Consider the following 25719-nt stretch of genomic DNA (forward strand, 5'->3'; position numbering starts at 1 on the left):
GATCTTCGAATAAGGGGCTTTATAAGAATAAAAACCAATAAATTCAATAAAAAAATCGCCCTGATACTCAATACCAAGGCGATGTTGTTTATTTTGAATTAGAACAACCAGTTAACATTAACTTGAGCTTGATAGCTTTGTTTATAACCGTTGCCTATGACGTGGTTAAGTTCTGTTGACCAGTGGAAATTAGGTGTCAATTTGGCCTGTATGCCAACACCGACTACGCCCCAAGTAGCGTGATTGTTCCAATCTTGACGTAGAATATCAGCAGGTGCTGCATCGTGGGTCAGGAACAATTTTTGTTTTCCAGCAAGTTCACGATATAGTGCAGCGTCAACATAAAGTTGTACATTTGGTTTAATTTGTACCGCACTTTTTACGCCTAGGCTTGCAACTAAGCTATTCACCGCATCACGTTTTACCATGACGTGATTTTGATGATAATCTGTTGCGCTAAGATGATGATACGCCAATTGCCCATAAGGATCTAACACCCAATAAGGTGTAAGCTGGAAACGTTGCCCATAAGCTACACTCGCAGAATACAGGTTATGGTGATAACGGAAATGCTGAACCGGATTTTTTACTGAAATACGTGCAGCACGCGCAATAGCATCAATGTGCTGCCCTTTTTCTGTTTCGTAAGAACCGTACAATGCAGCACCATAATCACGCAAACGCAATTCATCGCGAGATTCCGTTAAGCGGATTTGTCCATGCGCCATATCCACCGCGCCCCCTAAACGCAACAAACCACTTTCAATCGGTAAGGTTGCATCGTAACCAATTTGTACACCCCAATGACGCAGCTTGTAATCATGATGTTGTTTGAGGCGTTGAGATTGTACGCTGACCCAAAGTCCGGATTCTCCGGTAAATGGTATGGCTGCACTGTCTAAAGCGGCACTAAGATCCTGATGTGAATCATAAGCGCGTAGTTGGTTTAGACGTTTGTTAATACCATTCATCGCTTGTGACGATACCATTAGAGCATAAACAGCTTTAGCCGATGACTGGTGATAAGCGATTTCTGCCGTAGAAATCAATGAAAGTGCGGTATTTTTTGGCGCAGTTTCTACTGTTGCTGATGCCTGAGCATTTTCTTTTGATTCAGTGTTTTCAGCATTGTTTTCTTCTTGAGCTTCTTGTGCCGTTTCTTCTGCCGGTTGCTCTGTAGCAGATGGATTGCTTTCTTGATTTTCAGTGTTTTCTACCGCACCACTATTTTCGGTTGTGCCATTATTTTCTGCTTCACCACGACTTTCAGCCGTGCCATTATTTTCTGTTGTACCGTTATTTTCAGACGGTATATCCGTTGCGTTGGCATTATTCGGATCTTCGCTGGTATTCGGTGTTTCTGCTTCAGACGGCTCTACGTTAGGGGTGTTGTTTCCATTTTCCGGTGTTGTAGACGGTGGGGTTTCTTCACCCGCTGTTGGCGCATCTGGTACAGGGGTTGTTGTTCCGCTGTTATTTTCATCCGTTTCATTCTCACCCTGAGAATTATCAGCCGGCTCGCTTGGTGTCGCTGGCGGTTCAACAGGATCCGCCGGAACGACAGGCTCAGACGGTTGTTCAGGCTCTGCCGGCGGTTGAACCGGTTCTACAGGTGGTTGCTCAGGTTGTGTTGGAACAACAGGTTCTTCCGGTTGTGCCGGTGATTCAGGTTCTGTTGTTGGCGGTGTCACTTCATTTGAATGACCTTGCTCATTTCCATTTGTGGATTCATTACCTTGCCCGGTTTCGCCTTGATTCGTTTCACTTTGATTAGACTCACCTTGGTTCGTTTCACCTTGGCTTGAATCAGTCGGCGGTGTTTGGGGTTGCGGTGGTGTTGACGTTTTGAGTTCAACTTTGCCGTTAGAATTAAGCTGATAATTATCGCTGAGCTTAACGTCATTGCCCGTAATTTTTAAATCGCCATCAATATTGCCAGAAATAGTTAAATTCGCTTTTTGACCGCTTTTTTCTTCTGCTTTAATTTCTCCACGTTCAACTTTTACATTATTTAGGTTAATTTGGCTGGCTGTTTTAGGGAAATTTGGCGTTTGCAACACAGCACCATTTTTCAATGTCAGGGTTTCTGTTACGGTTAAATTCTCAACGCTAATGTTTTTTGAACCATCAAGCGTTAAATTTTTTAACTTGCCATTTTCACCTAATTTTAAAATACCGTCACCCGGCAAGCCGTTGGTTAACGTTAAAGAAACATTGGGGTTCGTTGTCGTATCAAATGTTTTTAAATTTGTATTACTTTCCCCAATAATTAAATCAACATTTCCAGTGTAATTTTTACCATTAAAAGTGCCAACTATAACGCCTTCATCTGTCCCGCGTGATTTTTTATCAACAAAAGACACGCCTTTTTCCAAGGTAATTTTAGTAGATTGATTTTGATCATTCGTACCATTACCGCCTGCAACGACCGCATAAAGTTTGGTTTTATAATTAGAATTTGTTACCACCAATTCGCCGTGACCGGCATTTTGTGTACTGTTATCTTTAGAACCTAAAATAATAATGGGGCGCGAATCGTCATGCTCACCTGAAACTTTGGTATCAACTGCATCCAATACTAATTTATGTCCATTAGTCACAATAACAGACGGCGTTGCATTTTGCGTATTAAAACCGCCCCCAAAAATGTTATCTAAAGTTTGACTGGCTTTGAGCGAAAGATTGGTATTTTTAATGGTAACATCGGCTTCAAGAGAAAGATTTGAGCCTTCGATATGTAATTGATGACCGTTTCCGTCAATGGTGATATTTTTGTTAATGGTAAGATAGCCTTCGCCACGTAATAATGACGTCTTTCCTTCTAACTTAATAGTATCGCCGTCTTTGGCATTTTGAAGTGCTTGTTTAAAGCGTTCTCCGCGCTGGGTTTTATCTGTTGTAGATTCGTAGAGCGTTTCTGCCGCATTGGCATAAGTTGGTATGATTACAGCTGGTGAAAGTGCTAATAATAAGGCTAAAGCTACAGGTGACTGTCGGAATTGCATATTTTCCCCTTTGGTTAGATTGGTGAATGAACATGCCCTAGGCAGGCATCGGTATCGCACTATTAAAATCAAGATAATCTCAATTGGAAATGACAACAACGATAAACAGAACCTAGCATTTTTTCTTGAGCTTGGCAAGTTAATGGGAAAATAACGGAAAAAATAACCGCACTTTATTCAAACAAAATAACCCTATAGCGCTGAGATTGCTTATAGGGTTATATTTTGAACATTTAGCAGTTGATTAGAAACGATATTCCAATTTTCCTGCCACTTCTGTTTGTTTCAATTTTGCATTAGAAACACTATGACGATGATTTAATTGAACACCAAAGCTTAACTGTGGTGTCAATGCGACATCACCACTGGCTTTAACAACGACAGCATTGCCCAATTTACCTGTCAAGAAACGTTCATTACCCACATAAAGGTCTTTACCGCTGTCTTGATTATGTTCATAAAACGCGCCAAGTTTCCATTGGAAGCGTGCTTGGTTCCATTCGGCATAAGCCCCTAAAGATGGCGTTAATACACGGCGTTTATCTTGTTCAATGGATAAGGATGACATTGAACGATCATCAATATTGACGTGCAATTGTTGGTAAGACAATCCCACCGTTGGTGTGATTCGGAATTGTTCATCACCGATTTGATAACCTAATTCCGTATCCACTTGATATTGCGTACCTTTAATTTTACCGCTCGCGCCGGCGGCAGAAACATCACCGCGGTGGAAATGTACACCAACGCCACCATTTAAACGCCAATTATCCCATTTATGTTGTAATGCAAAGAGTAATGACGTGGTTTTATAACGAGTTTCACTCGCCCCATCCGCGGCTTTTGGTGTTACTTTTTGGCGACTGAAGCCGATACCACCGTGTAATTCCGTTTGTGCCGTCAACGGAATATAACCGCCAAATAATGTGGAATGTTGTTTAGAATCAAAATCATAGCCGTAATTGCTAAAACTTAAATCTGACTCATAACGGCGTTTATCATATTGTTGCAACACATAAAATCCTTGTTTTTCTTTGGCATAAGCATTATCAAGGAAACGATCACGCAACGCATTACCTTGGCTTAACATTGCATTGGTAGCCACTAAATAAGACGGTACTTGTGCTTTTAATTTGGCACGAGCAGGTGGTGTTGGTGTCACTTGTGGTATTGGCGCAACTTGTGGGCTTGGTGTCACTTGTGGCGTTGGCTCAACTTGAGGGCTTGGTGCCACTTGTGGCGTTGGCTCAACTTGAGGGCTTGGTGCCACTTGTGGCGTTGGCTCAACTTGCGGATTTGGTACCGATGCCTTAATAACAGGTGTAACAGCATTACCATTGGCGTCAATTAAGGTATTGTGTAATTGGTAGTCATAATAATTACCGGCAATGCCTTTATCCACGCTCACAAGGGATAAATCATAAGGACTATGGCTCAAATCCTGCGCTTGACGTAATACAAACTGACTTAAAGCGCCTTCGCCATAAACACGAATTAGGGATAAGCCCTCATTGGCGTCATAAGCTCCATTATGATTACGATCTGATTTGCCTTGGCGATCACCTAATAAAACAACGTCAACGGGCACCGCACTTTGCGTTTTTAGATCCCCTTCGATGACGAGGCGATCATGTGTCCATTGCGTTAAATCATCGTGATGATTATTTACGCGTAATTCAACTTCTGCGCCCAAATTCTCTACGTCAGTGAAAGATAAAGTTTGTGGGCTAAATACATTGGCTGCGCGTTCTTGCGAAACATCAAGGTTTTCATAAAGGCTTGGGGCAATGCGACTGCCTAGACTCCATTGGGTTTTAGCATTAATTTTACCTGAACCCGCTAGCTGAGTTCCTGCGCCTAAAATCACTTCACTGCCTGACAAACTACCGCCATTTAACCAAACACTACCCTGTTGAATATCGGTTTTACCACGATGCGCGATTTCACCGTCAAGAAGCAACACGCCTTCACCCTGTTTAATGAGATTACCGTCTCCTATAACACGCTCGCTGAAAAGTGCAGCAACATTTTGCGCGCTAACCTTGGCAATTAAATTGGCATTTGGGGCAATTTCCGTTAATTTTGTGTTCAAAACGCTGTCTTCCAAACGCAAAGTCCCATTAGGCTCAATATGTGTTGTTTCTGCTAGATGATTCGTTTTTGGGGCTAAAACCAACGTACCTTTTTGGACATTTAACGTGCCTAAGGTGCTGTCGCCGGTTAAACGTAATTCAGAGTTTGCACTTTCAGGGGCATAATTAAAGTTCAATACGCCCCGACTTTCTATATCCCCTAGCTTACCATTCAAGGTTGTATTACCACCCACTTGATATTCCAAGGTCACATCATCCTTGGTATTGATAATATTCCCGTTGATATTTTCCGCACGTAGCCCTTCACGATTATTATGATGATCGATAATAAAATAATGCCCATTGACATCTAAGGTGCCGCCATTTAAATGAAGATTTTCCAATGGTACTTGGGAATAATCATTTCCTACACGAAGGGTTCCTTGTGAATTCACTTGTACATCCGAATAGGCTTGTACGTTACCTTGCGCGTCCGGTGTTTGACTTAAGGTTGCAATCCCTTCTTCTACAACTAGTTTTGCAGGATTTGCCCCTTCTCCCACTTTCACCATCTCGCCATCACCGATTTTGTAGAAGGTTTCTTCTTCAAGACTATTGAATGAAACATTAGGGTTTGAATCATTACGGCTATCGCGATAAATTAAATTATCTTTCCACAATAGCTCTTGTAAATTAAAGCGTACATATTGCACATTGTCGCCTTGGCGTTGTTCATAGAGCAAGCCAATATCCCCATTTGGCAACTCCGTTAAACTGTTATAAGAGTAAGTCCCCGGGTCAATCACGGTATTATATTTCCATTGAATTGAACCATCTTCCTGAACTTCGCCCAACCAAGCCATACCATTACGGCGTGCACCATTAGCGTGCGGATTGGCAAAAACTAAATATTCTTTACCATTAATTAATTTTGAATAATGGATGACTGACATTTGTGAATAAGGATCCAAAAGTGCGGTTTCTTTTAAGCGCATTCCTTTATCCCATGTCATTCCACCATCATGGCTGGTTGAAATAATAACTGCCCCACTACGATTACGTGAAAACATTTTAATGTCGCCATTATTCATTTCGACCACTTGAGATTCCGTAATTTCATAATCAGTAGTATTTAAGTAACGAGAACCCCCAATTTCGTCTAAATAAGCATCATTAGGTGAATCTCCACGCGTCCAAGTTTTCCCGCCATCTTTACTCATAATGACCGCTGAAGATTGTTTATTATCTCGGTTGGTATAATACACAGGGATCATCAATGTACCATCTTTTAGCTGAATCCCTGTTCCTGGCCCTGTGCCAAGAAAACGCATCCAATCCGCTTTAACTTGTGTAGTGATGTCCACAGGGCTTGCCCAAGTGGCACCATTATCATCACTATAAGTCATCCAAAGATAAGTCGTATAATGAGCATTAAACGGTCCGCTATCATGCCCTGTTTTTCTTGAACGCAAGAAAATATTACCTTTTCTTTCATTCGTACTGATCTGAATAATATCGCCTAAATTTTTAAATGCGATTGCAGGATCGCCTTCAGTTACAATGCGAAAGTCTTGCGCTTCCCCTAAACGGTTATACACTACGCCACCTTCACGCACGGTGTATCTATTACCGTCTACATCAGTGATCAAACGATACCATTTACCATCAACTTGAATATGTCCATTACCTTCCGACTCAAAACTCGCTTGGCTATTACTAAACATACCAAATAAAGCTTGAGATTCCGGGAACATATCAAATACTAAGGTCACACGTTTATCATTGCGATTTTGTACCATGACGGCATCAATGACTAATGCGGATTCAGCTGCACCTAAAGATGGATAAGTTTGTTCGGCGAGATCCACCACAAGCTGATCATCCTGCCACGTTATCCCGCCATCCAAACTACGGCGAATAGCTAAATCAATATTCCCCCAGTCAGAGGCATGCTGATTACGTTTATCAATAGCTGCAATAACGACCCCACTGTCCAAGGCTAACAAACCCGGAATTCGATAATTATTCGCACCTGCTTGATGAGGTTTAAAAATTTCATATTTTTCACTCATAAACGCGCCCATAGCAGAGCGTTTTTGAGCTAAACTCGCCAATTTTTCCGCCTGTTTGGCTAAATCTATAGAATGTCTTGCGACTATATCTTCATGTAATCGCTGAATTGCTGTTTCAGATAAAACTTCATCTGTTGCCCCCGCATGATAAATCGATCCTGAAAATTTATTCGTTGGATAATTTGGGCTATGTCGAGTGAGTTGCCCCAATGTTGCCAAGTCTAAACCTGAGATATCCTCAAAGAATTTAGATTGATTCGTGCTTTTTTGTAATTGACCATCGACATAAATCTTGATACTTTGCGCTTGCTTATCAAAACTATAAGTGATAGTTCTAAAACCATTTTCTGAAGGCGAAAGTGGGTTGGTAACCAATTCACTATTTGGGATTAAGCGCGTATTTTGACCATTACGTATTTCAACACCATATTGCTCTTTACCATTTTTTACATTGACATAAAAAGCGATATATCGCACATCTGAAGAACTATCACTAACACCCAATAAATTGCTAAACCCTGCATTGGGACGAATACGGAAAGTCAAGGTTCCTGAACCAAGATTAAAGACATTTTTATCTGTAAACTGAGTGGTTAAATTAATTGGTTGGCTGAAATCGTCAATACTAGAAAAATCTAAAATTGCAGTATTAACAGGGGAAGAAGTCGCATTGGGAATTTCAGCTGCGGCAAAACAAACTGAACCTACCGCTGCCGACACCAACAACGACACTAAGGTTATTTTGAAATTTTGATTTTTAATTTTCATAAGCGCACCCTTTTTGTGGAGTTTAGTTTCAATATGCTTTATATAGAAAAAGAAACGCTTCAGAAAGTAAAAATATTACGTTTTGCTAGAAAGATCACAAAATTCGACTCATCAATTTTCAAATTTGATAACTGGCTCGATAAAGCGAAAATGGGTGAAGCGATATGATGTAGCCGTTTTACAAGTCCAACAGAATACCGGAATTATCTCGTAAAAAGATCGAAAAAAAGGGGGATATACAAATCCCCCATTATGCAGAATAAATATTAAGGCTGAATTTTGATTAAGCTTTTGTACGGCGAGCCACAACCGCATCATTAAGCGCTTGAAGTAAGATTTCAGTATCTTCCCAACCGATACACGCGTCAGTAATACTTTGACCGTACGTTAACTCTTTGCCTGCCACTAAATCTTGACGACCTTCTACTAAATGGCTTTCCACCATAACGCCGAAAATTTGTTTTGAGCCGTTGGCTAATTGGTTGCAAACGTCTTTACAAACGTCCATTTGTTTTTTGAATTGTTTGCTACTGTTTGCGTGGCTGAAATCCACCATAACGTGTCCTAAGCGACCTGATTTTTCAATGCTTTCGCAGACATTTGCTACGCTTTCTGCATCGTAGTTGGTGCCTTTGTCGCCGCCACGTAAGATAATGTGGCAGTCTTCATTGCCTTTCGTGGTCACAATGGCGGAATGACCAAATTTAGTCACCGATAAGAAATGGTGTGGTGCTTCTGATGCGCCAATCGCGTCTAAGGCAATTTTTACGCCGCCATTGGTGCCGTTTTTAAAGCCCACCGGGCAAGATAAACCCGAAGCTAATTCGCGGTGAACTTGTGATTCTGTGGTACGTGCCCCGATTGCGCCCCAGCTCATAAAATCAGCCACGTATTGTGGTGTGATCATATCTAGGAATTCACCTGCCGTTGGCAAACCTAAATCATTGATATCAGACAATAATTTACGTGCCACACGCAAACCGTCATTTAAAGCATAAGTATCATTTAAGTGCGGATCGTTAATTAAACCTTTCCAACCCACGGTGGTGCGTGGTTTTTCAAAATAAACGCGCATAATAATTTCAAGGTTATCTTTATATTTATCGCGTAACGGTTTTAAGCGGTTGGCATATTCTAATGCGGCTTTAGTGTCGTGAATGGAACAAGGCCCGATAACCACTAATAAACGGTCATCTTCGCCGTGAATAATGTCATGGGCTTTTTTACGTGCATTTTTTACGGTTTTGATCGCCACTTCGCTTGCCGGGAATTTTTCCAATAAGGCAATCGGCGGTAAAACTTGTTCAATATTGGCAATGCGCGTGTCATCATTAGCAAAGCGTACTTCATTTTTGCTTTTTGGCATAATTTACTCTCTATTATGTTGTGTTTGAATATATGAGCATTTACGCATAAAAAACCGCACAAATGCTCGAAAGTGCGGTTAGTTTAACACTATTTTCTTGTACTGGTAAAGTAGTACATTGAAATTTATTAATGCCCACTTAAAATTTGGGCGGGTTGTAATTTTGCCGCGCGACTAGCCGGATACAGGCTGGCGATTAAACTCAACATTAAAGCTGATAACAACACAATCCCTACGTCCTGCCAATGTAATTCGCTAGGCAGAAAATCCACGAAATAAATGCCGTCTGACAATAGTTTTCGCCCGATCAACTGCTCTAATCCTTGAATAAGTGCGGTTAAATTTATACTCAAAAATACGCCTAAGACAATGCCAATCAAACAGCCTTTCATGCCGGCTTGTAAGCCGTACCATAAAAAAATACGTTTAATAAACCCGTTATTGGCACCTAGGGTGCGCATAATGGCAATATCGCCGGCTTTGTCTTTGACCGCCATAATGAGCGTTGAAACAATATTAAAACAAGCCACGCCAATCACAAGCACCATGGCGATATACATCACCGTGCGAATCAGTTGAATATCGCGATACATATAGCCAAATTTGCTCATCCACGTGTTCAAATTGAGCAATTGCGGATACTGATTTAAGCTCGAATAATCGATATTTTGCATAGCAAACGGCTGTTCAGCTTTGATTTCAACCCCTGTAATTTGATCAGGTCGATAACCTAAAAACTGCTGCGCTTGCGCCATTGGAATTAAGGCATAACTATGATCCAATTGACCATCTAAGCGCAAAATCCCTGTCACTTGAACACGTTCGCGACCGGGTTGCGCCATTTCGCCACCGTTATTTTGTGAAATCAACAAAGTCACCCAATCGCCTGCCTGTACATCAAGCTCTTTGGCAATACCATAACCTAATACCAATCCCCCCTGTTGGGCAAAGTGTTGCCAACCTTGATCAAGCACAAATTTCCCCAAAGCACTGACCTTATCTTGTTCCCTTGGATTAACCCCTTTGACCTGTACCACTTTCATCTTCGCCCCGTTTTCCACCAGTGCCGTAAAGGTCACGTAAGGCGATACGCCTTGAATATGAGGAATTTTTTCCAAAGTTTGGGCTAATTGCGGATATTGTGAAATCGGTTCGTTATACCCTGCGGTAATTTCGGCGTGGGGCACTACAGCCAGAATACGATTGTTCAATTCACGCTCAAAGCCATTCATGGCACTTAAACCTAAAATTAACACCGCCACCCCAAGGGCAATGCCTAAGGTAGAGAAAAAGGAAATCAACGACACAAGGCGGTTTCGCTGCTTCGCGCGCTGGTAACGCCAGCTAATAAAAAAAGGCGTATTCATATTAACGCTCCGCTCGCAGTACGCCGTCTTGCATGGTCATACAACGTTGTAACTTTTCGGCCAGTTGTAAATCGTGAGTCACCAATAAAAAGGCGATTCCCTGCTCTTGATTTAATTGCTGAATCAACTCAAAAATACTTTCTGTGGTTTTTTGGTCAAGATTACCTGTGGGTTCATCCGCTAACACCAAGGCCGGATTATTCACCAAGGCACGGGCAATCGCCACGCGTTGACGTTCCCCCCCTGAAAGGGCGGAGGGTTTATGACTAATTCTGTGTGACAATCCCACGGCAGCGAGCATCTTTTCCGCCCGATCTTTCGCCTCTGTTTTATTTTGACGACCAATCAACATAGGCATTAATACGTTTTCCAATGCAGTAAAATCCGCCATAAGATGATGAAATTGATACACAAAGCCAAGATATTGATTACGCAATTTTGCCAACTCATCGCTACTCGCTTTTTGCAATGATTGCCCTTTGATAAAAACTTCCCCGGTGGTTGGTTGATCCAAGCCGCCTAAAGTATGCAATAAGGTACTTTTCCCTGAACCCGATGCACCAACAATGGCAATCAACTCACGGTCGTTCAGTTGAAAAGAAACATCCTTCAGCACTTCTGTTTGAATCGTGCCTTCGGTGTAGTGTTTTGTGATGTTTTGGCAGGTTAGTAGTGTGTTTTTCATTTTGTTTAGTTTTTTGTTGTTATTTAAATTGGGTTTCGCCCAATGGGCGACTTACTTTCTTTACTCGTGTAAAGAAAGTAAGCAAAGAAACACGCCCCGGGATTTGTCGCTTTTTCCTTTTTACATATTGATTTTCTTCACGCTAAATTCCTAAACTCGCTACGCTCAAACAGACGGAATTTAGCTAAAAATCAATATGTAAAAAGGGCGCCAAATACGGGGAATTATCTATCATATTCATAATCACCCTAACAATATTAAACCTATAAGTACATGGTTTAATAGTCTGTCAAGACTTAAAGTTTTTTGTTTACATAAAGAACATAAACAAAATACAAAATCTTAGCGATAGATTGGGGTCCCCGTCTGAGCAGCCCGAGTGTTTTGAAATTTTTAGCAAAATTCCGTCTGTTTGAGCGTAGCGAGTTTAGGAATTTTGCGTTAAAAAAATTTCAAATAAGCGAGGAAAAGCAGCGAAGTCGAGGTGTGCTTTATTCGCTTCGCTCACCCTTCGGGCTGTTGCTAAAGCAACATTCAAACGCAAGCGTTTGTCTTTTGCCTACTTTTCTTTGCACAAGCAAAGAAAAGTATGGTCGCCAACAGGCGAAACCTGTTTCGTTAATTTGGCACGAACGCCAATAATTACTCATACCTTAACGCTTCTGCCGGCTCAACCTTACTTGCTCTATAAGCCGGGTAAATCGTTGAAAGTAACGCTAATCCTAAAGAAAACACGATAATCATCGCGATTTGGATTAGGTTAATTTCTGTGGGTAGAAATACCCCCATTGGGTTGATAAAGTTCAGTATTGTGCCGAGGTTTAAGGTGATTAAAATGCCTAAAACCGCGCCGATGACGGTTCCTACTGCGCCGACTAAAAAGCCTTGTAAAATAAAAATCTGGCGGACTTGGCGTTTGGTTAAGCCTTGGGTTTGTAAAATGGCGATTTCCCCTTGTTTATCGACCACCATCAGGCTTAAGGATGTCACGATGTTGGAAACTGCCACCACAATAATCAGGCTAATCAATAAACCCATCATATTTTTTTCCATACGAACGGCTTGGAAAAATTCCCCTTTTTGCGCGCGCCAGTCGGTAATTTGCCATTGTTGCTCTGGAAAAATTGGCGGTAATTCCGTAATTTGGAACGGATCTTTAAGGAATAAACGCACGCCTTGGACTTCATCGGGTTTTATGCGCATTAAACGTCCAATATCTGCAAGGTTGGCAAAGGTTTCATAGCCTGCGGCTTCGCTTTCAGACACGTAAATATCGCTAATCGTAAATAAACGTTGAGCCGGCACGCGACCAAAAGGCGTGTATTGGCTATTCTCGGTCAACATTAACCGCACTTTATCCCCCACATTCAGCCCTAACTTTTCTGCCAAGGGCGCGCCTATGATGAGTTTAAATTCGCCTGTGGGCAATAAACTGTCCAATTGCGACTGATCCAAATAATCCAAAAGCGGATCATCTGTTGAATGTTGTACACCAATGACCATGCCTGCACTTACGCCCTTTGCCGTTTGGAAAATGCTGTTGGTCATATTAATGGGCGTTACCGCGTCAATCCCTGTCATTTGTTGCAACGGAGATAAGGGCGTTTTCGCTTCTTCTAAGGTAAAATTTTCCCCTTTTTTCATAATAATAGCGTGGGGAATATGGGATAAAACCTGCTGTTTTTGATGATTTTCTAAGCCGTTCATAACCGAAAGGACAATAATCAAAGCCATAACGCCCAGCACAATACCGCTACTGGCTAGATTTGTGACTAAACGCCCAAAGCGATCCGCGCTTTTTGCCCGCCAATAACGTAAGGCGATAAATAAAGAAACACCTAAATTCATTATTTCCCTGTTCTCACAAATTCTTCTAAATTTAACCGCACTTTGTTCACCAAGGTGGTGACAGCACTATCTGAAGCCCAAGCGACATGGGGCGTGACAATAAGATTTGGCATGGTTTTTGCTGCTAAAATTAATGGATTATCTTTTTCAGGCGGTTCTTTTGCCAATACATCCAATGCAGCCCCCGCCAATTTTCCGCTTTTTAATGCGGCTAAAAGTGCGGTTTCATTGACCAACGGACCACGTCCTGTATTAATTAAACATGCCCCGTTTTTAAAATGTGACAAGGTTTCTTCATTAATTAAATTTTCAGTTTCTGCGGTTAATGGACAATGTAATGTGACAATATCCGCTTGCGCTAATACCTCATAAAAGGGCGTATAACCATCACGGCAAGCAGTCGCATTTTTATGTTCGGCATATAACACTTTCATCCCCAATAATGCGGCTAAACGCCCCACTTCTGAGCCTAAACTACCTTTGCCAATTACCCCAAGGGTTGAACCACGTACATCGGTAATAGGATGATCAAAATAGCAGAATTGTGGACTTTCCGCCCATTTGGCTTGTTGTTGATCGCGATACCATAAATGTAAACTGTGTTTTAAGGTGAAAATTAAGCCTAATACATGTTCCGGTACAGTAACCGAAGAATAGCCCGCCACATTTTTCACCACAATCCCTAACTCTTTTGCCGCCACTAAATCAACGTTATTCGTTCCCGTTGCCGTTAAGGCAATGAGTTTTAACTTGGGTAATTGTTGCATCACTTCGCGGCTAAACACCACTTTGCTGGTAATAATAATGTCAGCCTCTAAAGCGCGTTCCATTACTTGATTTGCCGAAGTGGTTTCATATTCGACCCATTCATGTTCAAAATCAGGACGCGGAATCGGTAAATGAGAAGGTAATGCTGTACTGTCAAGAAACACGATTTTCATGGTTTATTCCTTACAGAAGTTAGTAATTGGGATGAATAAACCTAGCATTACTCATGCTAGGTTATTTAGTGCTGAATACGCTTAAATTGATGTATCTAATTCAGGGAATGATTTGACTAAATCATCCACCGCTTTCATTTGGCTCACAAAACCTTCAAGCACTGATAACGGTAAGGCAGAAGGACCGTCACATTTCGCTTTATTTGGATCAGGATGAGCTTCTAAGAACAAGCCGGCAATGCCTACTGCTAAGCCGGAACGCGCCAACTCGGTGACTTGTGCACGGCGACCACCTGAAGCCGCACCAAAAGGATCACGACATTGTAACGAATGGGTCACATCAAAAATCACAGGCGAACCTTTTGACGCTTTTTTCATCACGCTAAAACCCAACATATCTACGATTAAATTATCGTAGCCAAAGTTCGTCCCACGATCACATAAAATCACTTTATCATTACCACATTCTTCGATTTTCTCAACGATATTTCCCATTTGCCCCGGGCTTAAAAATTGCGGTTTCTTCACATTAATCACCGCCCCGGTACGTGCCATGGCTTCCACTAAATCCGTTTGACGCGCTAAAAAGGCAGGCAACTGAATCACATCAACCACCTCTGCCACAGGTTGACATTGATAAATTTCATGCACATCCGTAATAATTTTTACCCCAAAGGTGTCTTTCAACTCTTGGAAAATTTTCAACCCTTCTTCCATCCCCGGGCCGCGATAAGAATGAATTGATGAACGGTTTGCTTTGTCGAAAGAAGCTTTAAATACATAAGGCACGCCCAATTTATTGGTCACTTCTACATATTTTTCACACACTTGCATTGCCATATCGCGACTTTCAAGCACATTCATTCCACCAAACAATACAAAAGGCTTGTTATTTGCTACATCAATATCGCCAATTTTTACGATTTTATTAGTCATTTTGTTTTACTCCTTATGGTATTTATCTAATTAATTATTAGTTTAACAAATCCGATTCTAATGCCTTTTCCATTTCCGGTAACTGCGACATTAACATATAAGCAGTCGGGTCATCGGGGCATTGGTCAATAAAATACTGCAAATCTTCTACTGCCGCATGATATGCCCCCATTTGAGCTAACACTAAACCACGATCTCGTAATTCTAAGGCTTTTTCTTTTTTCTCTTTAATAAAGATAAGGCGATATTCAATATATTTAAACGCTGCGTCATTCATTTCTTCCCGAATTAAACAACTTTTCGCCATTTGCGCAAAGCGTTCCCTTAACTCTTTAGGTTCCGCAATAGCCAAATCATCCCTGCTTAATTGTGCGCCAAAGCCAAACGCGCCTTGATATAATTTCTGCAATTCTTCTTGACTTAGATATTGACCATTCCACGGATCAATAAACGCCGTTTGATTATCTACATCCGCACGTAAAATTAACTGTGTTGGAAATAAAACCGGATAAATCGGTAAATCTAATTTGTCCGCCAAATAGAGCAAAATACAACCAAGGCTCACCGGCATTCCCTGTTTACTTCGTAGCACATAGCTCATATATAAATTTTCCGGGCGGAAATAGGTATTAGGATCGCAATAAAACCCCCAATCGCCATACATTAATTGTAACAACTGGTGGATTTTTTCTTTCACATCCGCATCCGCCGGGATAGCTTTACGGGCTTTACGAACCAAACCGCCCATCATTGAGCGAATGGTGCGTAAATCTTCCCCTTCATCTGATGCTGTCACCAGATAAAAACTTTCCATTTCTAAATAAAGTGCTAGTTTATCGTATTTCATCATTTTAACCGAGCCAAAGTAACGCGTTCATTGTCGCCATAATCTTTTACCGTTGCAACCATTTCCCACAAATTATTAGCAAAAAAAGATCGCACTTTTTCCCCTTGCTGCCAGCCGTGTTCTAAAAGTAGCCAACCTGAAGAATGTAAATAATTCGGTGCTTGTTCAATAATATGGCGTAAATCCTTATATCCCTCTTCGTCAGATACCAATGCCGTTAAGGGTTCAAAACGCACATCCCCTTGTGTTAAATGCGCATCTTGCGGATCGATATAAGGCGGATTGCTCACAATCAAATCAAATTTTTCCGCCACATTGTCAAACCACGAACTTTGACAAAATTCCACTTGTGGCAACTGATTTCGTAAGGCATTACGTTGCGCCAATGCCACGGCATTAGGCATTAAATCCACACCCAAAACTCTCGATTTTTGACCGCGCTTTTTCAATTCATCCGCCAACGCAAGCGCGATAGCACCTGTGCCTGTACCTAAATCTAAAATGGCTACTTGTTCCTTTTGCGGTATTCGTATTAACGCCTGCTCAACCAACACTTCTGTATCAGGACGCGGAATTAAAGTATCCTTAGACACTTCTAAATTCAATGACCAAAAATCCGTTTCACCCAAAATATACGCCATCGGTTCGCCTGTGGCACGGCGTTGCAAAAGTGCGGTGAGTTTTTCTAAGGTTTGTTCATCTAATTCCGTTTCAGAAAACGCCAAAATTTGGGATTTAGATTTTCCTGTTACCGACTGCAAGATTAAATGCACATCGACTTTCGCATTAAGATAGGGGTCATTGTGGAGATTTTCTGTCAAAAATAGTGCTGCGCTATGAAGCCATTGCTGATAATTCATTCTCTCGTTTCCGACTGTAAAAAGGCTTTGGTGTGACGAATAAGGATGACATAAGCGAAAAGGACAGGCATAAAGCCTGTCCCTACGCAGATAAAATTAATTATTCTCTGACAAAGCTGCCAACTGGTCTGCTTGATATTCCGTAATAATCGGTTGAATCAACTCATCAATTTTACCGTTCATTACTTCGTCCAAACGATATACCGTTAAGTTAATACGGTGATCGGTCACACGACCTTGCGGATAGTTATAAGTACGGATTTTATCCGAGCGGTCGCCTGAACCTAAAAGGTTACGGCGCGTATCCGCTTGTTCTGCTGCTTGGCGTTCCTGTTCCACTTGAACAATACGCGAAGCCAAAACGGATAAGGCTTTCGCTTTGTTTTTGTGCTGTGAACGTTCGTCCTGACATTCCACCACAATACCCGTTGGAATATGGGTAATACGCACTGCGGAATCTGTGGTATTAACGTGCTGACCACCTGCGCCCGAAGAACGGTAGGTATCAATGCGCAAATCTGCCGGGTTAATTTCAGGCATTTCGCTTTCAGGCAATTCAGGCATAACCGCCACCGTACAAGCAGAAGTATGAATACGTCCTTGGCTTTCGGTTTTAGGTACGCGTTGAACACGATGACCGCCCGACTCAAATTTCAGCTGACCATAAACCCCTTCACCTGAAATTTTCACAATGATCTCTTTATATCCGCCCTGTTCACTTTCGTTGGCAGACATTTCTTCAATGCGCCAGCGTTTGCTCTCGCAATAGCGGCTGTACATACGATATAAATCGCCGGCAAAAATCCCTGCTTCATCGCCACCGGTTCCCGCACGGATTTCTAAATAAGCATTAAATTCATCGTGGGGATCTTTTGGTAATAATAAAATCTGCAAATGATTTTCAAGGCTTTCAATTTCCGCTTTATTTTCCGCAATTTCTTCCGCTGCCATATCCTTCATGTCAGGATCATCCAGCAATAATTGCGCTTCTTCGATATCCGTATTCAGTTTTTTCCAACGATTAAACGTTTTCACCACTTCTTCTAACTGCGCATATTCCTTTGAATAAGCACGGAATTTATCTTGATCGTTGATCACTGAAGCATCGCCTAATAACGCCTGTAATTCTTCGTGACGTTCTGAAAGGCTGTCTAATTTACTGATAATACTGTCTTTCATTAAAAACCTATGATGTGTTGAATTCTTGTTAATGAGTAAAAAAATCGGCACATTCTATCATAAATTCAACCTGAATACATTGACTTTTCTATGGGTTCTTCAGTAGATTATGACGATTTTATTTTCGGAGAAAATTTATGCGAATTTATATTATGCGTCACGGTGAAGCAGAAATGCTTGCACCTTCGGACAAAGAGCGTCATTTAACCCCGCTGGGCAAAGAACAAGCGGCAGAGCAAGGGCAATGGTTAAAAAACACGTTAAATTCCACCGCACTTGATAAAGTGATCGTAAGTCCTTATGTGCGCGCGTTGGAAACCTTTGAAGCCATTAATGCGGAATTCAATCATACCCTTAGCGATTTAACCGAATCTTGGGACAACGTCACACCTTACGGCAATCCTGAATTAGTTCGCAATTATTTAGATGTGTTAGCGGAAGAAAATAATGGCGATAACTTGACCATTCTCATTGTGTCTCATTTGCCACTTGTAGGGGAATTGGTGAAAGAATTTTGTGGGAAAAATACCGTGAGTTTTCATCCTGCCACAATAGCCGTCATTGATTGGGATTGGATGAATGACAAAGGCGTATTAGTTGAAGCCAAATTACCAAGCGCAATATCCGTTTATTAAGCAAAAACAATATGGGGCAACAACTGCCCCATACTTAATGTTTTCTTATTTATTAATCAGACTCAAAAATTCTTTACGTGTTTCACGATCATCTAAGAACACGCCGCCAAATGCCGATGTCACTGTGTAACTATTGGTGTCTTTAATACCGCGACATTTTACGCAGAAATGGGTCGCTTTCATATAAACCGCCACATCTTCCGTTTCAAGAATCGTTTGAAATGCCAATAAAATTTGTTCCGTTAAACGTTCTTGTACCTGAGGACGTTGAGCAAAGAATTGCACCACTCGATTGATTTTTGATAACCCAATCACCCATTTTTTCGGGTAATACGCCACAGAAACCAACCCGTCAATGGTCACAAAATGATGCTCACAGGTACTGGTTAAGGTTACATCATTCACCAATACCATTTCGCTCACTTTCATGCGGTTTTCAATATTGGTAATTTTGGGGAAGTTCGCGTAATCCAAACCGCTAAAAATTTCGTCCACGTACATTTTAGCCAAGCGCGTAGGGGTTTCTTCCAAACTATCGTCCGTTAAATCCAAACCGATTAATTCCATCACTTCGCGCATTTTTTGCTGAATTTCAGTACGGCGTTCATCTTTCGCCATACGCAATGTTTTCATTGGGGTTTCAATTCCCTTTTCAATTAAGGCAGCACGAACTTTTTCCGCTTCTGCTGAAATCGCCATTTTTTATCCTTTAATACTTTTTATTCTTAGAGCCAAGTCAAAATTAATGGCGCATTCTAGCAAAATCAGCAAGAAGATTAAACAAAGCGCGGTCTTTTTTTTTGGTAATTTCACTAAATTAGGGTAAACTAGAGCGCGTTTTTTACATCACAAATCTATTTTATTCGGAGATAAAAATGGCAAAAATTGCAACTATCGTTGATGTTCTACAGGGTAAAGTAGCCATTGGCGAAAAAGTAACAGTACGCGGTTGGGTTCGTACACGCCGCGATTCAAAAGCAGGTTTCTCATTCTTAGCGGTTTATGACGGTTCTTGTTTTGACCCGATTCAAGCGGTAATCAATAGCAATGTGACAAATTATCAAGATGAAGTATTGCGCTTAACAACCGGCTGTTCTGTTATTGTGACAGGGGAAGTGGTTGCTTCACAAGGGGAAGGTCAAGCAGTCGAATTACAAGCGGAAAGCGTTGAAGTAACAGGTTGGGTAGAAGATCCGGATACCTATCCAATGGCAGCAAAACGCCACTCTATCGAATACCTACGCGAAGTAGCTCATCTTCGTCCACGCACGAATTTAATTGGTGCGGTAGCGCGTGTTCGTCACTGTTTAGCACAAGCCATTCATCGTTTCTTCCACGAACAAGGTTTCTACTGGGTGGCTACCCCATTAATCACCGCGTCAGATACGGAAGGTGCGGGCGAAATGTTCCGTGTTTCAACGCTAGATCTTGAAAATTTACCACGCACAGATAAAGGTGCGGTGGATTTTTCACAAGATTTCTTTGGCAAAGAATCCTTCTTAACGGTTTCAGGTCAACTTAACGGCGAAACCTACGCTTGTGCTTTAAGCAAAATTTACACCTTCGGTCCAACGTTCCGTGCAGAAAACTCAAACACGACTCGTCACTTAGCAGAATTCTGGATGGTTGAACCTGAAATTGCTTTCGCAGATTTAGCTGATAACGCTAAAGTGGCAGAAGATATGTTGAAATATGTGTTCAAAGCGGTATTAACAGAACGCCGTGACGACTTAGAATTTTTCGTTAAACACGTAGATAAAGATGTGATCACACGTCTTGAAAACTTCATCAACTCACCATTTGCACAAATCGATTATACGGATGCGATTGATGTGTTATTAAAATCAGGCAAAAAATTCGAATTCCCGGTTTCTTGGGGTATCGACCTATCGTCTGAACACGAGCGTTATTTAGCGGAAGAACATTTCAAATCGCCTGTGGTGGTGAAAAACTATCCGAAAGACATTAAAGCTTTCTACATGCGTTTAAATGATGACGGTAAAACCGTTGCTGCGATGGACGTGTTAGCCCCGGGAATTGGTGAAATTATCGGTGGTTCACAACGTGAAGAACGTTTAGATGTATTAGATAAACGCATGGTAGAAATGGGCTTAAAACCTGAAGATTACTGGTGGTATCGCGATTTACGCAAATACGGTACCGTACCTCATTCAGGCTTCGGCTTAGGATTTGAGCGTTTAATCGTATACGTGACCGGCGTACAAAATATCCGCGATGTTATTCCATTCCCACGCGCGCCACGTAACGCGAATTTCTAATTTGACCTATAAATTAACCGCACTTTTAATGTGCGGTTTTTTATCTTAACTGAACGAAGCAAAAACAAAATGAAAAAACACACACTACTTCTCTCTTTTTTACTGGGGACGGCAATGGTATTGACAACACCTACTGCCGGCGCAGAAATTACCCCGACACTACAAAGCTTTAAGTTTCAAGGAAAAAATTATCCACCTGAAAAAGCTAAAAGCCAGCCCGTAATGCAAACTCAACTCTTAGAACAAATTCAGGCAGCAAAAGAATACGATAATTCTCTCGCTAAGCAATTTAAGGATAATCCCAAATTAATCCCCTTTAATGATTTATTTGAGGAATACAGCAAGGTTTTTAAAAATAATGACGTCCTTTTATTAGACATTTTAAATGGCAACTATAATACGAAAGTGTTAAATGCCTATCTTGCCTATTACGAAAATATGCTCACAAACTTTAAACAGAATAAAGAACTTTTTGCTGAAAGAGATGGAAATCAAGCTGTTGTAAAAAACCTATCCATTATGTTTGATAAGTTAATGGTGCAACATGATGGGCAAATAAAATTCTTCGACCAGCTTAAGAAAATTAATTTGTAATATTTTACGCCCTATACAAGGGGTATAGGATTGCTTAATCTGAGCCACTCACAGCTCTTACATACAGCCCCTGTGGGGCTGAGTTTAATGAACCTAGCACGGCTCGTGCTAGGTTTGCTCTCGGTGAACATCCTGCGCGTTTAAAGTGCTTTTTCACACCCTATTTTCCTAAATTGTGATCCCCCTCACGGAAACATCTTATTAATTTCTGCACAATAGCCATAACAGGAACAAAAGCTGTGGTGGTGAGTATGAAACATTCCAATCCGTTTTTTCATTTACTCGAAGAACTCAGTTTGCTTATTCTTATTACGCCTGTGGTATTTGGTGTGTTGTTGTATGAACAAGGCATTGAGGGATTTCGGCTAGTTTGTATTGCGCTTATTGGCAGTATTTGTGTGTGGGCAGTGTATTTTACCTTGAAGTTATTGCCATACACATCGACAAACAAACCTACGCGAAACTTATCGAAGAAAGAATTCTAAAACAAAAAATAACCTAGCACGCGCTGTGCTAGGTTATTAATTTTCTCATTGAGAGTAAAAAAGATCTGCTATCTTAATTCAGCTGTTTATCCGAAAAAAGATCATCACATTCCCAACCAATATATTCGCCGGAAAGTTGATTCGCCAGTTGTTCAAAATATTCCACTAATTTAAATATTTCCTGCGAATCTAATTTAATTTCCTGTATTAATTTTGCCATATACATCATTTCTTCATCGTTCACAGGAACAAGCTCGTCCGTATATTGAATTTGATTAAACGGCACATCACTTAACCGCACTTTTTCAATAAACTTTTGCAAATTATCCTTATCATCAAAATGAAAACGATGCTCAACCACATAAGTGTCACTCAAAGCGCGGTTATTTTGGGTTAACATTTCCAGAATTTCTTCTGTCGCATTGATCTTCATTTCTAATGGCGAAGGCAATAAGAAATCAAAATATAAATCCCATTCCGCATCGCGCTGGGTTTCTATATCATCAACACCGTCAATTTGACTTAACACCGTCAAAAATACCGCAGTATCACTGGTATAGAAATACAATTTCGATTTTCCTGCCGACATAATATTGCCTGCGTAAAGGGTATCAGGCAATGCAGAAAGTTGCGTTAAGGCCTTAAAGGTTTGACGCGTTAAGCGTTCATATTCTTCTTCATTCGGCAAACCGGTTTCATCGTCCGTTTCATAAGGCAACGAAAATTGCACCACATAACCCGATTGCGGATGGGGAAACTGTTCAAACAAACTCAGATTTGCTGAAAACACAGCTACCTTATCATTTAACGTAGAACGATAAGTTTGCCAATTTTGCTCAATATCCATTTTTTAGCCTTATTCAAATGTCGCCCAAATTGGCGCGTGATCGGATGGTTTTTCCATGGCGCGAATATCTAACGCAATCCCGGTATCCACACAACGCGCCGCTAATTTTTCATTGGCAAGAATATGGTCAATACGCAAACCACGGTTATCATCAAAGCCTTTTGAGCGATAATCAAACCACGAGAATTTGTCATTCACCGTTGGGTTTAATTTACGGAACGTATCTTGCAATCCAAAGCCATATAAGCGTTGATACCATTCGCGTTCTTCAGGTAAAAAGGAACATTTTCCTGTACGCAACCAGCGTTTACGGTTTTCTTCGCCAATGCCAATATCTAAATCCGTTGGACTGATGTTCATATCCCCCATAATCACCACGTTTTCAGCGGTTAAATCTTGCTCTAAGTAACGCTGTAAATCCGCGTAGAATTTTTCTTTTGCGGGGAATTTGGTTTCATGATTGCGCGCTTCACCTTGTGGAAAATAGCCGTTAATCACCGTTAATTCACCAAAAGGTGTCTCAAAATCCGCCATAATAATACGGCGTTGCGCATCTTCAGCATCCGTGGGAAACCCTTTGCGCACCGCTTTCGGCTGTTGTTTCGAAAACAACGCCACGCCATAATGCCCTTTTTGTCCGTGATGAAACACGTGATAGCCCAAGTTTTCCACCAGTTCATAAGGAAATTGTTCATCCGCCACTTTGATTTCTTGTAAGCCTAAAATATCAGGTTGATAGGTTGCAACAAGTTGTTCTAATTGATGTGGACGCGCGCGCAATCCGTTAATATTAAAAGAGATAATTTTCATTGGTTGTCCTAGTTGAAATATATTGACGCCATTATACTGATTTTATCGGATTTTACGAAATTTAAACGGCATTATGTCGGGCGTACAAAAGGCATATAACCCATAATATCCAAATTTAATTGGAATTTTCACCGCACTTTTATGCTAAAATCAGGCTAATTTTTTGAAAACAGGATAAATTTATGTTGACCTTAGATCAAGCATTAGAAAAAATGCTCACCGCTTTACCCCGCCCAACACAACACCAAACCTTAGCCATTCAACAAGCCGCTAATCATATTTGCGCGGAAGATGTGGTTTCCCCCATTAATGTGCCTTCTTTTGATAATTCGGCAATGGACGGCTATGCCGTTCGTCTGGCGGATTTGGCTCAATCCATGACCTTATCCGTAGCCGGCAAATCTTTTGCTGGTAATCCTTTCAACGGTGATTGGATGCCGCAAAGTGCGGTGAGAATTATGACAGGTGCGATGATTCCTGAAGGGGCTGATGCGGTAGTGATGCAAGAAGAAGTTACACTGAATGAAGATGGTACGGTGACTTTTTCTACATTGCCTAAATTGAACCAAAATATTCGCCGTGTCGGTGAAGATGTGAAAAAAGGTGATGTGGTTTTAACGCAAGGCACACCACTCAATAGTGTTTCATTACCATTACTGGCTTCTTTAGGTATTGCAGAAGTTGCGGTTTTCCCACGTTTAAAAGTCGCCGTGCTTTCCACAGGGGATGAACTGGTTCCTGTTGGTCAACCGTTAGAGCAAGGGCAAATTTATGACACCAACCGTTTTGCCGTAAAATTAATGCTAGAAAAGTTACACTGTGACGTGATTGATTTTGGGATTTTACCGGATAATCAAGAACAGTTTGAAAAAGCCTTTGTAGAGGCACAATCGCAAGCTGATTTAGTCATTACCAGCGGTGGCGTTTCAGTGGGCGAAGCGGACTTTACCAAAACCGTCTTAGAAAAAGTCGGTTCGGTGAACTTCTGGAAACTCGCCATTAAACCCGGCAAACCTTTTGCCTTTGGGAAATTAGAAAATGCGTGGTTCTGTGGCTTGCCGGGTAATCCTGTTTCTGCCTTGGTGACCTTTTATCAATTAGTTCAACCGGTGATTGCCCGATTATCAGGCGCCCATTACCAATGCCCAACTCAACTGCCTGCGCTGGCGAAAACCCCTATGAAAAAAGGTGTCGGACGCTTAGATTTCCAACGGGGTTTTTATCGTGTCAATGAACAAGGGCAAATTGAAGTGGAACCGGTCGGTTTCCAAGGTTCCCATTTATTTAGTGCCTTTGTTAAAGCCAACTGTTTTATTGTGTTAGAACAAGAACGCGGCAACGTTAGCGCAGGCGAAATTGTGACCATAGAACCCTTTAACCATTTGTTAGCATAAATTATGGCTGAGTTAAGTTATCAAGAAGAATTGCGTTATAACCGTCAAATTATACTGAAAGCAGTAGATTTTGACGGACAAGAAAAACTTAAAGACAGCAAAATGCTCATTGTGGGTTTAGGCGGTTTAGGCTGTGCGGCAAGTCAATATCTTGCTGCCGCCGGCGTGGGACATTTAACCTTGCTGGATTTTGATACCGTATCCCTGTCAAATCTACAACGTCAGGTGTTGCATAACGACAGTCGATTAGAAATGCCCAAAGTGCAATCAGCACAAATTGCGTTGCAAGAGATCAATCCACATATCGAGATTCAAACGATTAATGGTTTGCTCAGCGAAGAAAAACTGACGGAAATCATACCGCACTTTGATGTCATTTTAGATTGCACGGATAATGTGGATATTCGTAACCAATTGGATCGCTGTTGCCGGCAAGCGAAAATCCCGCTGATTTCAGGGGCGGCAATTCGCTTTGAAGGACAGATTTCCGTGTTTACCTACGAACCCAATACCCCGACTTATCGCACTTTAAGCCAACTCTTTGGTGATAATGTATTAAGCTGTGTCGAAGCAGGGGTTATTTCCCCAATCGTGGGCATTGTCGGCTCAATTCAGGCCTTAGAAGCGCTAAAAGTGCGGTTAAACATCGGTACAAATTTATGTGGTCGATTATTGATGATCGATGGCTTAAATATGGCAATACGGGAAATTAAATTGCCGTCTGCGTAA

The 25719-nt window shown here is 41.4% G+C and carries 20 protein-coding genes; 6 read left to right on the forward strand and 14 right to left on the reverse strand.

What is annotated here, in order from left to right:
- Positions 1 to 98 precede the first annotated feature (98 nt).
- From E7T07_RS06320 to prfA, 11 genes are all read right to left on the reverse strand, one after another.
- Positions 99 to 3005: an autotransporter family protein gene (locus tag E7T07_RS06320; protein ID WP_135710049.1), complete on the reverse strand. Its 2907-nt coding sequence runs from the start codon at positions 3003 to 3005 to the stop codon at positions 99 to 101.
- A 244-nt stretch (positions 3006 to 3249) separates the two neighbouring features.
- Positions 3250 to 7917: an exo-alpha-sialidase gene (locus E7T07_RS06325; protein ID WP_135710050.1), complete on the reverse strand. Its 4668-nt coding sequence runs from the start codon at positions 7915 to 7917 to the stop codon at positions 3250 to 3252.
- Between the two features lie 283 nt (positions 7918 to 8200).
- Positions 8201 to 9283: a 3-deoxy-7-phosphoheptulonate synthase AroG gene (gene aroG / locus E7T07_RS06330; protein WP_135710051.1), complete on the reverse strand. Its 1083-nt coding sequence runs from the start codon at positions 9281 to 9283 to the stop codon at positions 8201 to 8203.
- 128 nt (positions 9284 to 9411) lie between these two features.
- Positions 9412 to 10650 carry a lipoprotein-releasing ABC transporter permease subunit LolE gene (lolE, locus tag E7T07_RS06335; RefSeq protein ID WP_135710052.1) on the reverse strand — a complete coding sequence of 413 codons (1239 nt, stop codon included), beginning with the start codon at positions 10648 to 10650 and terminating at the stop codon, positions 9412 to 9414.
- 1 nt (position 10651) lies between these two features.
- Complete coding sequence (lolD, locus tag E7T07_RS06340; RefSeq protein ID WP_135710053.1) at positions 10652 to 11335, reverse strand: lipoprotein-releasing ABC transporter ATP-binding protein LolD; 684 nt, start codon at positions 11333 to 11335, stop codon at positions 10652 to 10654.
- Between the two features lie 642 nt (positions 11336 to 11977).
- The gene (locus E7T07_RS06345; protein ID WP_135710054.1) at positions 11978 to 13183 is read right to left on the reverse strand and encodes a lipoprotein-releasing ABC transporter permease subunit; all 1206 of its coding nucleotides are present in this window, start codon (positions 13181 to 13183) and stop codon (positions 11978 to 11980) included.
- Complete coding sequence (locus E7T07_RS06350) at positions 13183 to 14124, reverse strand: 2-hydroxyacid dehydrogenase (protein ID WP_135710055.1); 942 nt, start codon at positions 14122 to 14124, stop codon at positions 13183 to 13185. The genes E7T07_RS06345 and E7T07_RS06350 overlap by 1 nt, the downstream gene beginning before the upstream one ends.
- A gap of 81 nt (positions 14125 to 14205) precedes the next feature.
- Positions 14206 to 15060 (reverse strand): 3-deoxy-8-phosphooctulonate synthase, encoded by an 855-nt coding sequence (gene kdsA / locus E7T07_RS06355; protein ID WP_135710056.1) that lies wholly within the window; start codon positions 15058 to 15060, stop codon positions 14206 to 14208.
- 37 nt (positions 15061 to 15097) lie between these two features.
- A complete protein-coding gene (locus E7T07_RS06360) occupies positions 15098 to 15907 on the reverse strand; it encodes a SirB1 family protein (protein ID WP_135710057.1) in 810 nt (269 codons plus the stop codon).
- On the reverse strand, positions 15907 to 16767 hold the full coding sequence (prmC, locus tag E7T07_RS06365; protein ID WP_135710058.1) for a peptide chain release factor N(5)-glutamine methyltransferase: 861 nt from the start codon (positions 16765 to 16767) through the stop codon (positions 15907 to 15909). Before prmC ends, E7T07_RS06360 begins: the two co-directional genes overlap by 1 nt.
- A gap of 96 nt (positions 16768 to 16863) precedes the next feature.
- Positions 16864 to 17946, reverse strand: a complete 1083-nt coding sequence (prfA, locus tag E7T07_RS06370) for a peptide chain release factor 1 (RefSeq protein WP_135710059.1) — start codon at positions 17944 to 17946, stop codon at positions 16864 to 16866.
- A gap of 137 nt (positions 17947 to 18083) precedes the next feature.
- Here prfA and sixA point away from each other — a divergent pair, with 137 nt between their 5' ends.
- The gene (sixA, locus tag E7T07_RS06375; RefSeq protein ID WP_135710060.1) at positions 18084 to 18581 is read left to right on the forward strand and encodes a phosphohistidine phosphatase SixA; all 498 of its coding nucleotides are present in this window, start codon (positions 18084 to 18086) and stop codon (positions 18579 to 18581) included.
- A 45-nt stretch (positions 18582 to 18626) separates the two neighbouring features.
- On the opposite strand, the gene folE is transcribed toward sixA, so the two are convergent.
- Positions 18627 to 19280, reverse strand: coding sequence for a GTP cyclohydrolase I FolE (gene folE, locus E7T07_RS06380; protein WP_135710061.1), 654 nt, complete (start codon positions 19278 to 19280; stop codon positions 18627 to 18629).
- 176 nt (positions 19281 to 19456) lie between these two features.
- Here folE and asnS point away from each other — a divergent pair, with 176 nt between their 5' ends.
- From asnS to E7T07_RS06395, 3 genes are all read left to right on the forward strand, one after another.
- On the forward strand, positions 19457 to 20860 hold the full coding sequence (gene asnS / locus E7T07_RS06385) for an asparagine--tRNA ligase (RefSeq protein ID WP_135710062.1): 1404 nt from the start codon (positions 19457 to 19459) through the stop codon (positions 20858 to 20860).
- Between the two features lie 69 nt (positions 20861 to 20929).
- Positions 20930 to 21454, forward strand: coding sequence for a hypothetical protein (locus E7T07_RS06390; protein ID WP_135710063.1), 525 nt, complete (start codon positions 20930 to 20932; stop codon positions 21452 to 21454).
- A 251-nt stretch (positions 21455 to 21705) separates the two neighbouring features.
- Positions 21706 to 21939, forward strand: a complete 234-nt coding sequence (locus E7T07_RS06395; RefSeq protein WP_135710064.1) for a hypothetical protein — start codon at positions 21706 to 21708, stop codon at positions 21937 to 21939.
- A 73-nt stretch (positions 21940 to 22012) separates the two neighbouring features.
- Here the strand turns inward: E7T07_RS06395 and E7T07_RS06400 are convergent, their stop codons facing one another.
- Positions 22013 to 22786: a TIGR01619 family protein gene (locus E7T07_RS06400; protein WP_135710065.1), complete on the reverse strand. Its 774-nt coding sequence runs from the start codon at positions 22784 to 22786 to the stop codon at positions 22013 to 22015.
- Between the two features lie 9 nt (positions 22787 to 22795).
- Positions 22796 to 23596: an exodeoxyribonuclease III gene (gene xthA, locus E7T07_RS06405; RefSeq protein ID WP_135710066.1), complete on the reverse strand. Its 801-nt coding sequence runs from the start codon at positions 23594 to 23596 to the stop codon at positions 22796 to 22798.
- Positions 23597 to 23778: 182 nt separating this feature from the next.
- On the opposite strand from xthA, the gene moeA reads away from it, so the two are divergent.
- Positions 23779 to 24990 carry a molybdopterin molybdotransferase MoeA gene (moeA, locus tag E7T07_RS06410; protein WP_135710067.1) on the forward strand — a complete coding sequence of 404 codons (1212 nt, stop codon included), beginning with the start codon at positions 23779 to 23781 and terminating at the stop codon, positions 24988 to 24990.
- A gap of 3 nt (positions 24991 to 24993) precedes the next feature.
- Positions 24994 to 25719: a molybdopterin-synthase adenylyltransferase MoeB gene (gene moeB / locus E7T07_RS06415; protein WP_135710068.1), complete on the forward strand. Its 726-nt coding sequence runs from the start codon at positions 24994 to 24996 to the stop codon at positions 25717 to 25719.

The sequence above is a fragment of the Actinobacillus porcinus genome, from assembly GCF_901764995.1.
Lineage (GTDB): Bacteria > Pseudomonadota > Gammaproteobacteria > Enterobacterales > Pasteurellaceae > Exercitatus > Exercitatus porcinus.

Bases quoted from the DNA above. Each gene is read 5' to 3' on its own strand.
- E7T07_RS06360 (WP_135710057.1), bottom strand. From the start codon at position 15,907: ATGAAATACGATAAACTAGCACTTTATTTAGAAATGGAAAGTTTTTAT.
- asnS (WP_135710062.1), top strand. From the start codon at position 19,457: ATGGCAAAAATTGCAACTATCGTTGATGTTCTACAGGGTAAAGTAGCC.
- xthA (WP_135710066.1), bottom strand. From the start codon at position 23,596: ATGAAAATTATCTCTTTTAATATTAACGGATTGCGCGCGCGTCCACAT.
- prfA (WP_135710059.1), bottom strand. From the start codon at position 17,946: ATGAAAGACAGTATTATCAGTAAATTAGACAGCCTTTCAGAACGTCAC.
- lolE (WP_135710052.1), bottom strand. From the start codon at position 10,650: ATGAATACGCCTTTTTTTATTAGCTGGCGTTACCAGCGCGCGAAGCAG.
- E7T07_RS06400 (WP_135710065.1), bottom strand. From the start codon at position 22,786: ATGGATATTGAGCAAAATTGGCAAACTTATCGTTCTACGTTAAATGAT.
- lolD (WP_135710053.1), bottom strand. From the start codon at position 11,335: ATGAAAAACACACTACTAACCTGCCAAAACATCACAAAACACTACACC.
- E7T07_RS06345 (WP_135710054.1), bottom strand. From the start codon at position 13,183: ATGAATTTAGGTGTTTCTTTATTTATCGCCTTACGTTATTGGCGGGCA.
- sixA (WP_135710060.1), top strand. From the start codon at position 18,084: ATGCGAATTTATATTATGCGTCACGGTGAAGCAGAAATGCTTGCACCT.
- prmC (WP_135710058.1), bottom strand. From the start codon at position 16,767: ATGAATTATCAGCAATGGCTTCATAGCGCAGCACTATTTTTGACAGAA.
- E7T07_RS06320 (WP_135710049.1), bottom strand. From the start codon at position 3,005: ATGCAATTCCGACAGTCACCTGTAGCTTTAGCCTTATTATTAGCACTT.
- aroG (WP_135710051.1), bottom strand. From the start codon at position 9,283: ATGCCAAAAAGCAAAAATGAAGTACGCTTTGCTAATGATGACACGCGC.
- E7T07_RS06325 (WP_135710050.1), bottom strand. From the start codon at position 7,917: ATGAAAATTAAAAATCAAAATTTCAAAATAACCTTAGTGTCGTTGTTG.
- kdsA (WP_135710056.1), bottom strand. From the start codon at position 15,060: ATGACTAATAAAATCGTAAAAATTGGCGATATTGATGTAGCAAATAAC.
- moeB (WP_135710068.1), top strand. From the start codon at position 24,994: ATGGCTGAGTTAAGTTATCAAGAAGAATTGCGTTATAACCGTCAAATT.
- moeA (WP_135710067.1), top strand. From the start codon at position 23,779: ATGTTGACCTTAGATCAAGCATTAGAAAAAATGCTCACCGCTTTACCC.
- folE (WP_135710061.1), bottom strand. From the start codon at position 19,280: ATGGCGATTTCAGCAGAAGCGGAAAAAGTTCGTGCTGCCTTAATTGAA.
- E7T07_RS06390 (WP_135710063.1), top strand. From the start codon at position 20,930: ATGAAAAAACACACACTACTTCTCTCTTTTTTACTGGGGACGGCAATG.
- E7T07_RS06395 (WP_135710064.1), top strand. From the start codon at position 21,706: ATGAAACATTCCAATCCGTTTTTTCATTTACTCGAAGAACTCAGTTTG.
- E7T07_RS06350 (WP_135710055.1), bottom strand. From the start codon at position 14,124: ATGAAAATCGTGTTTCTTGACAGTACAGCATTACCTTCTCATTTACCG.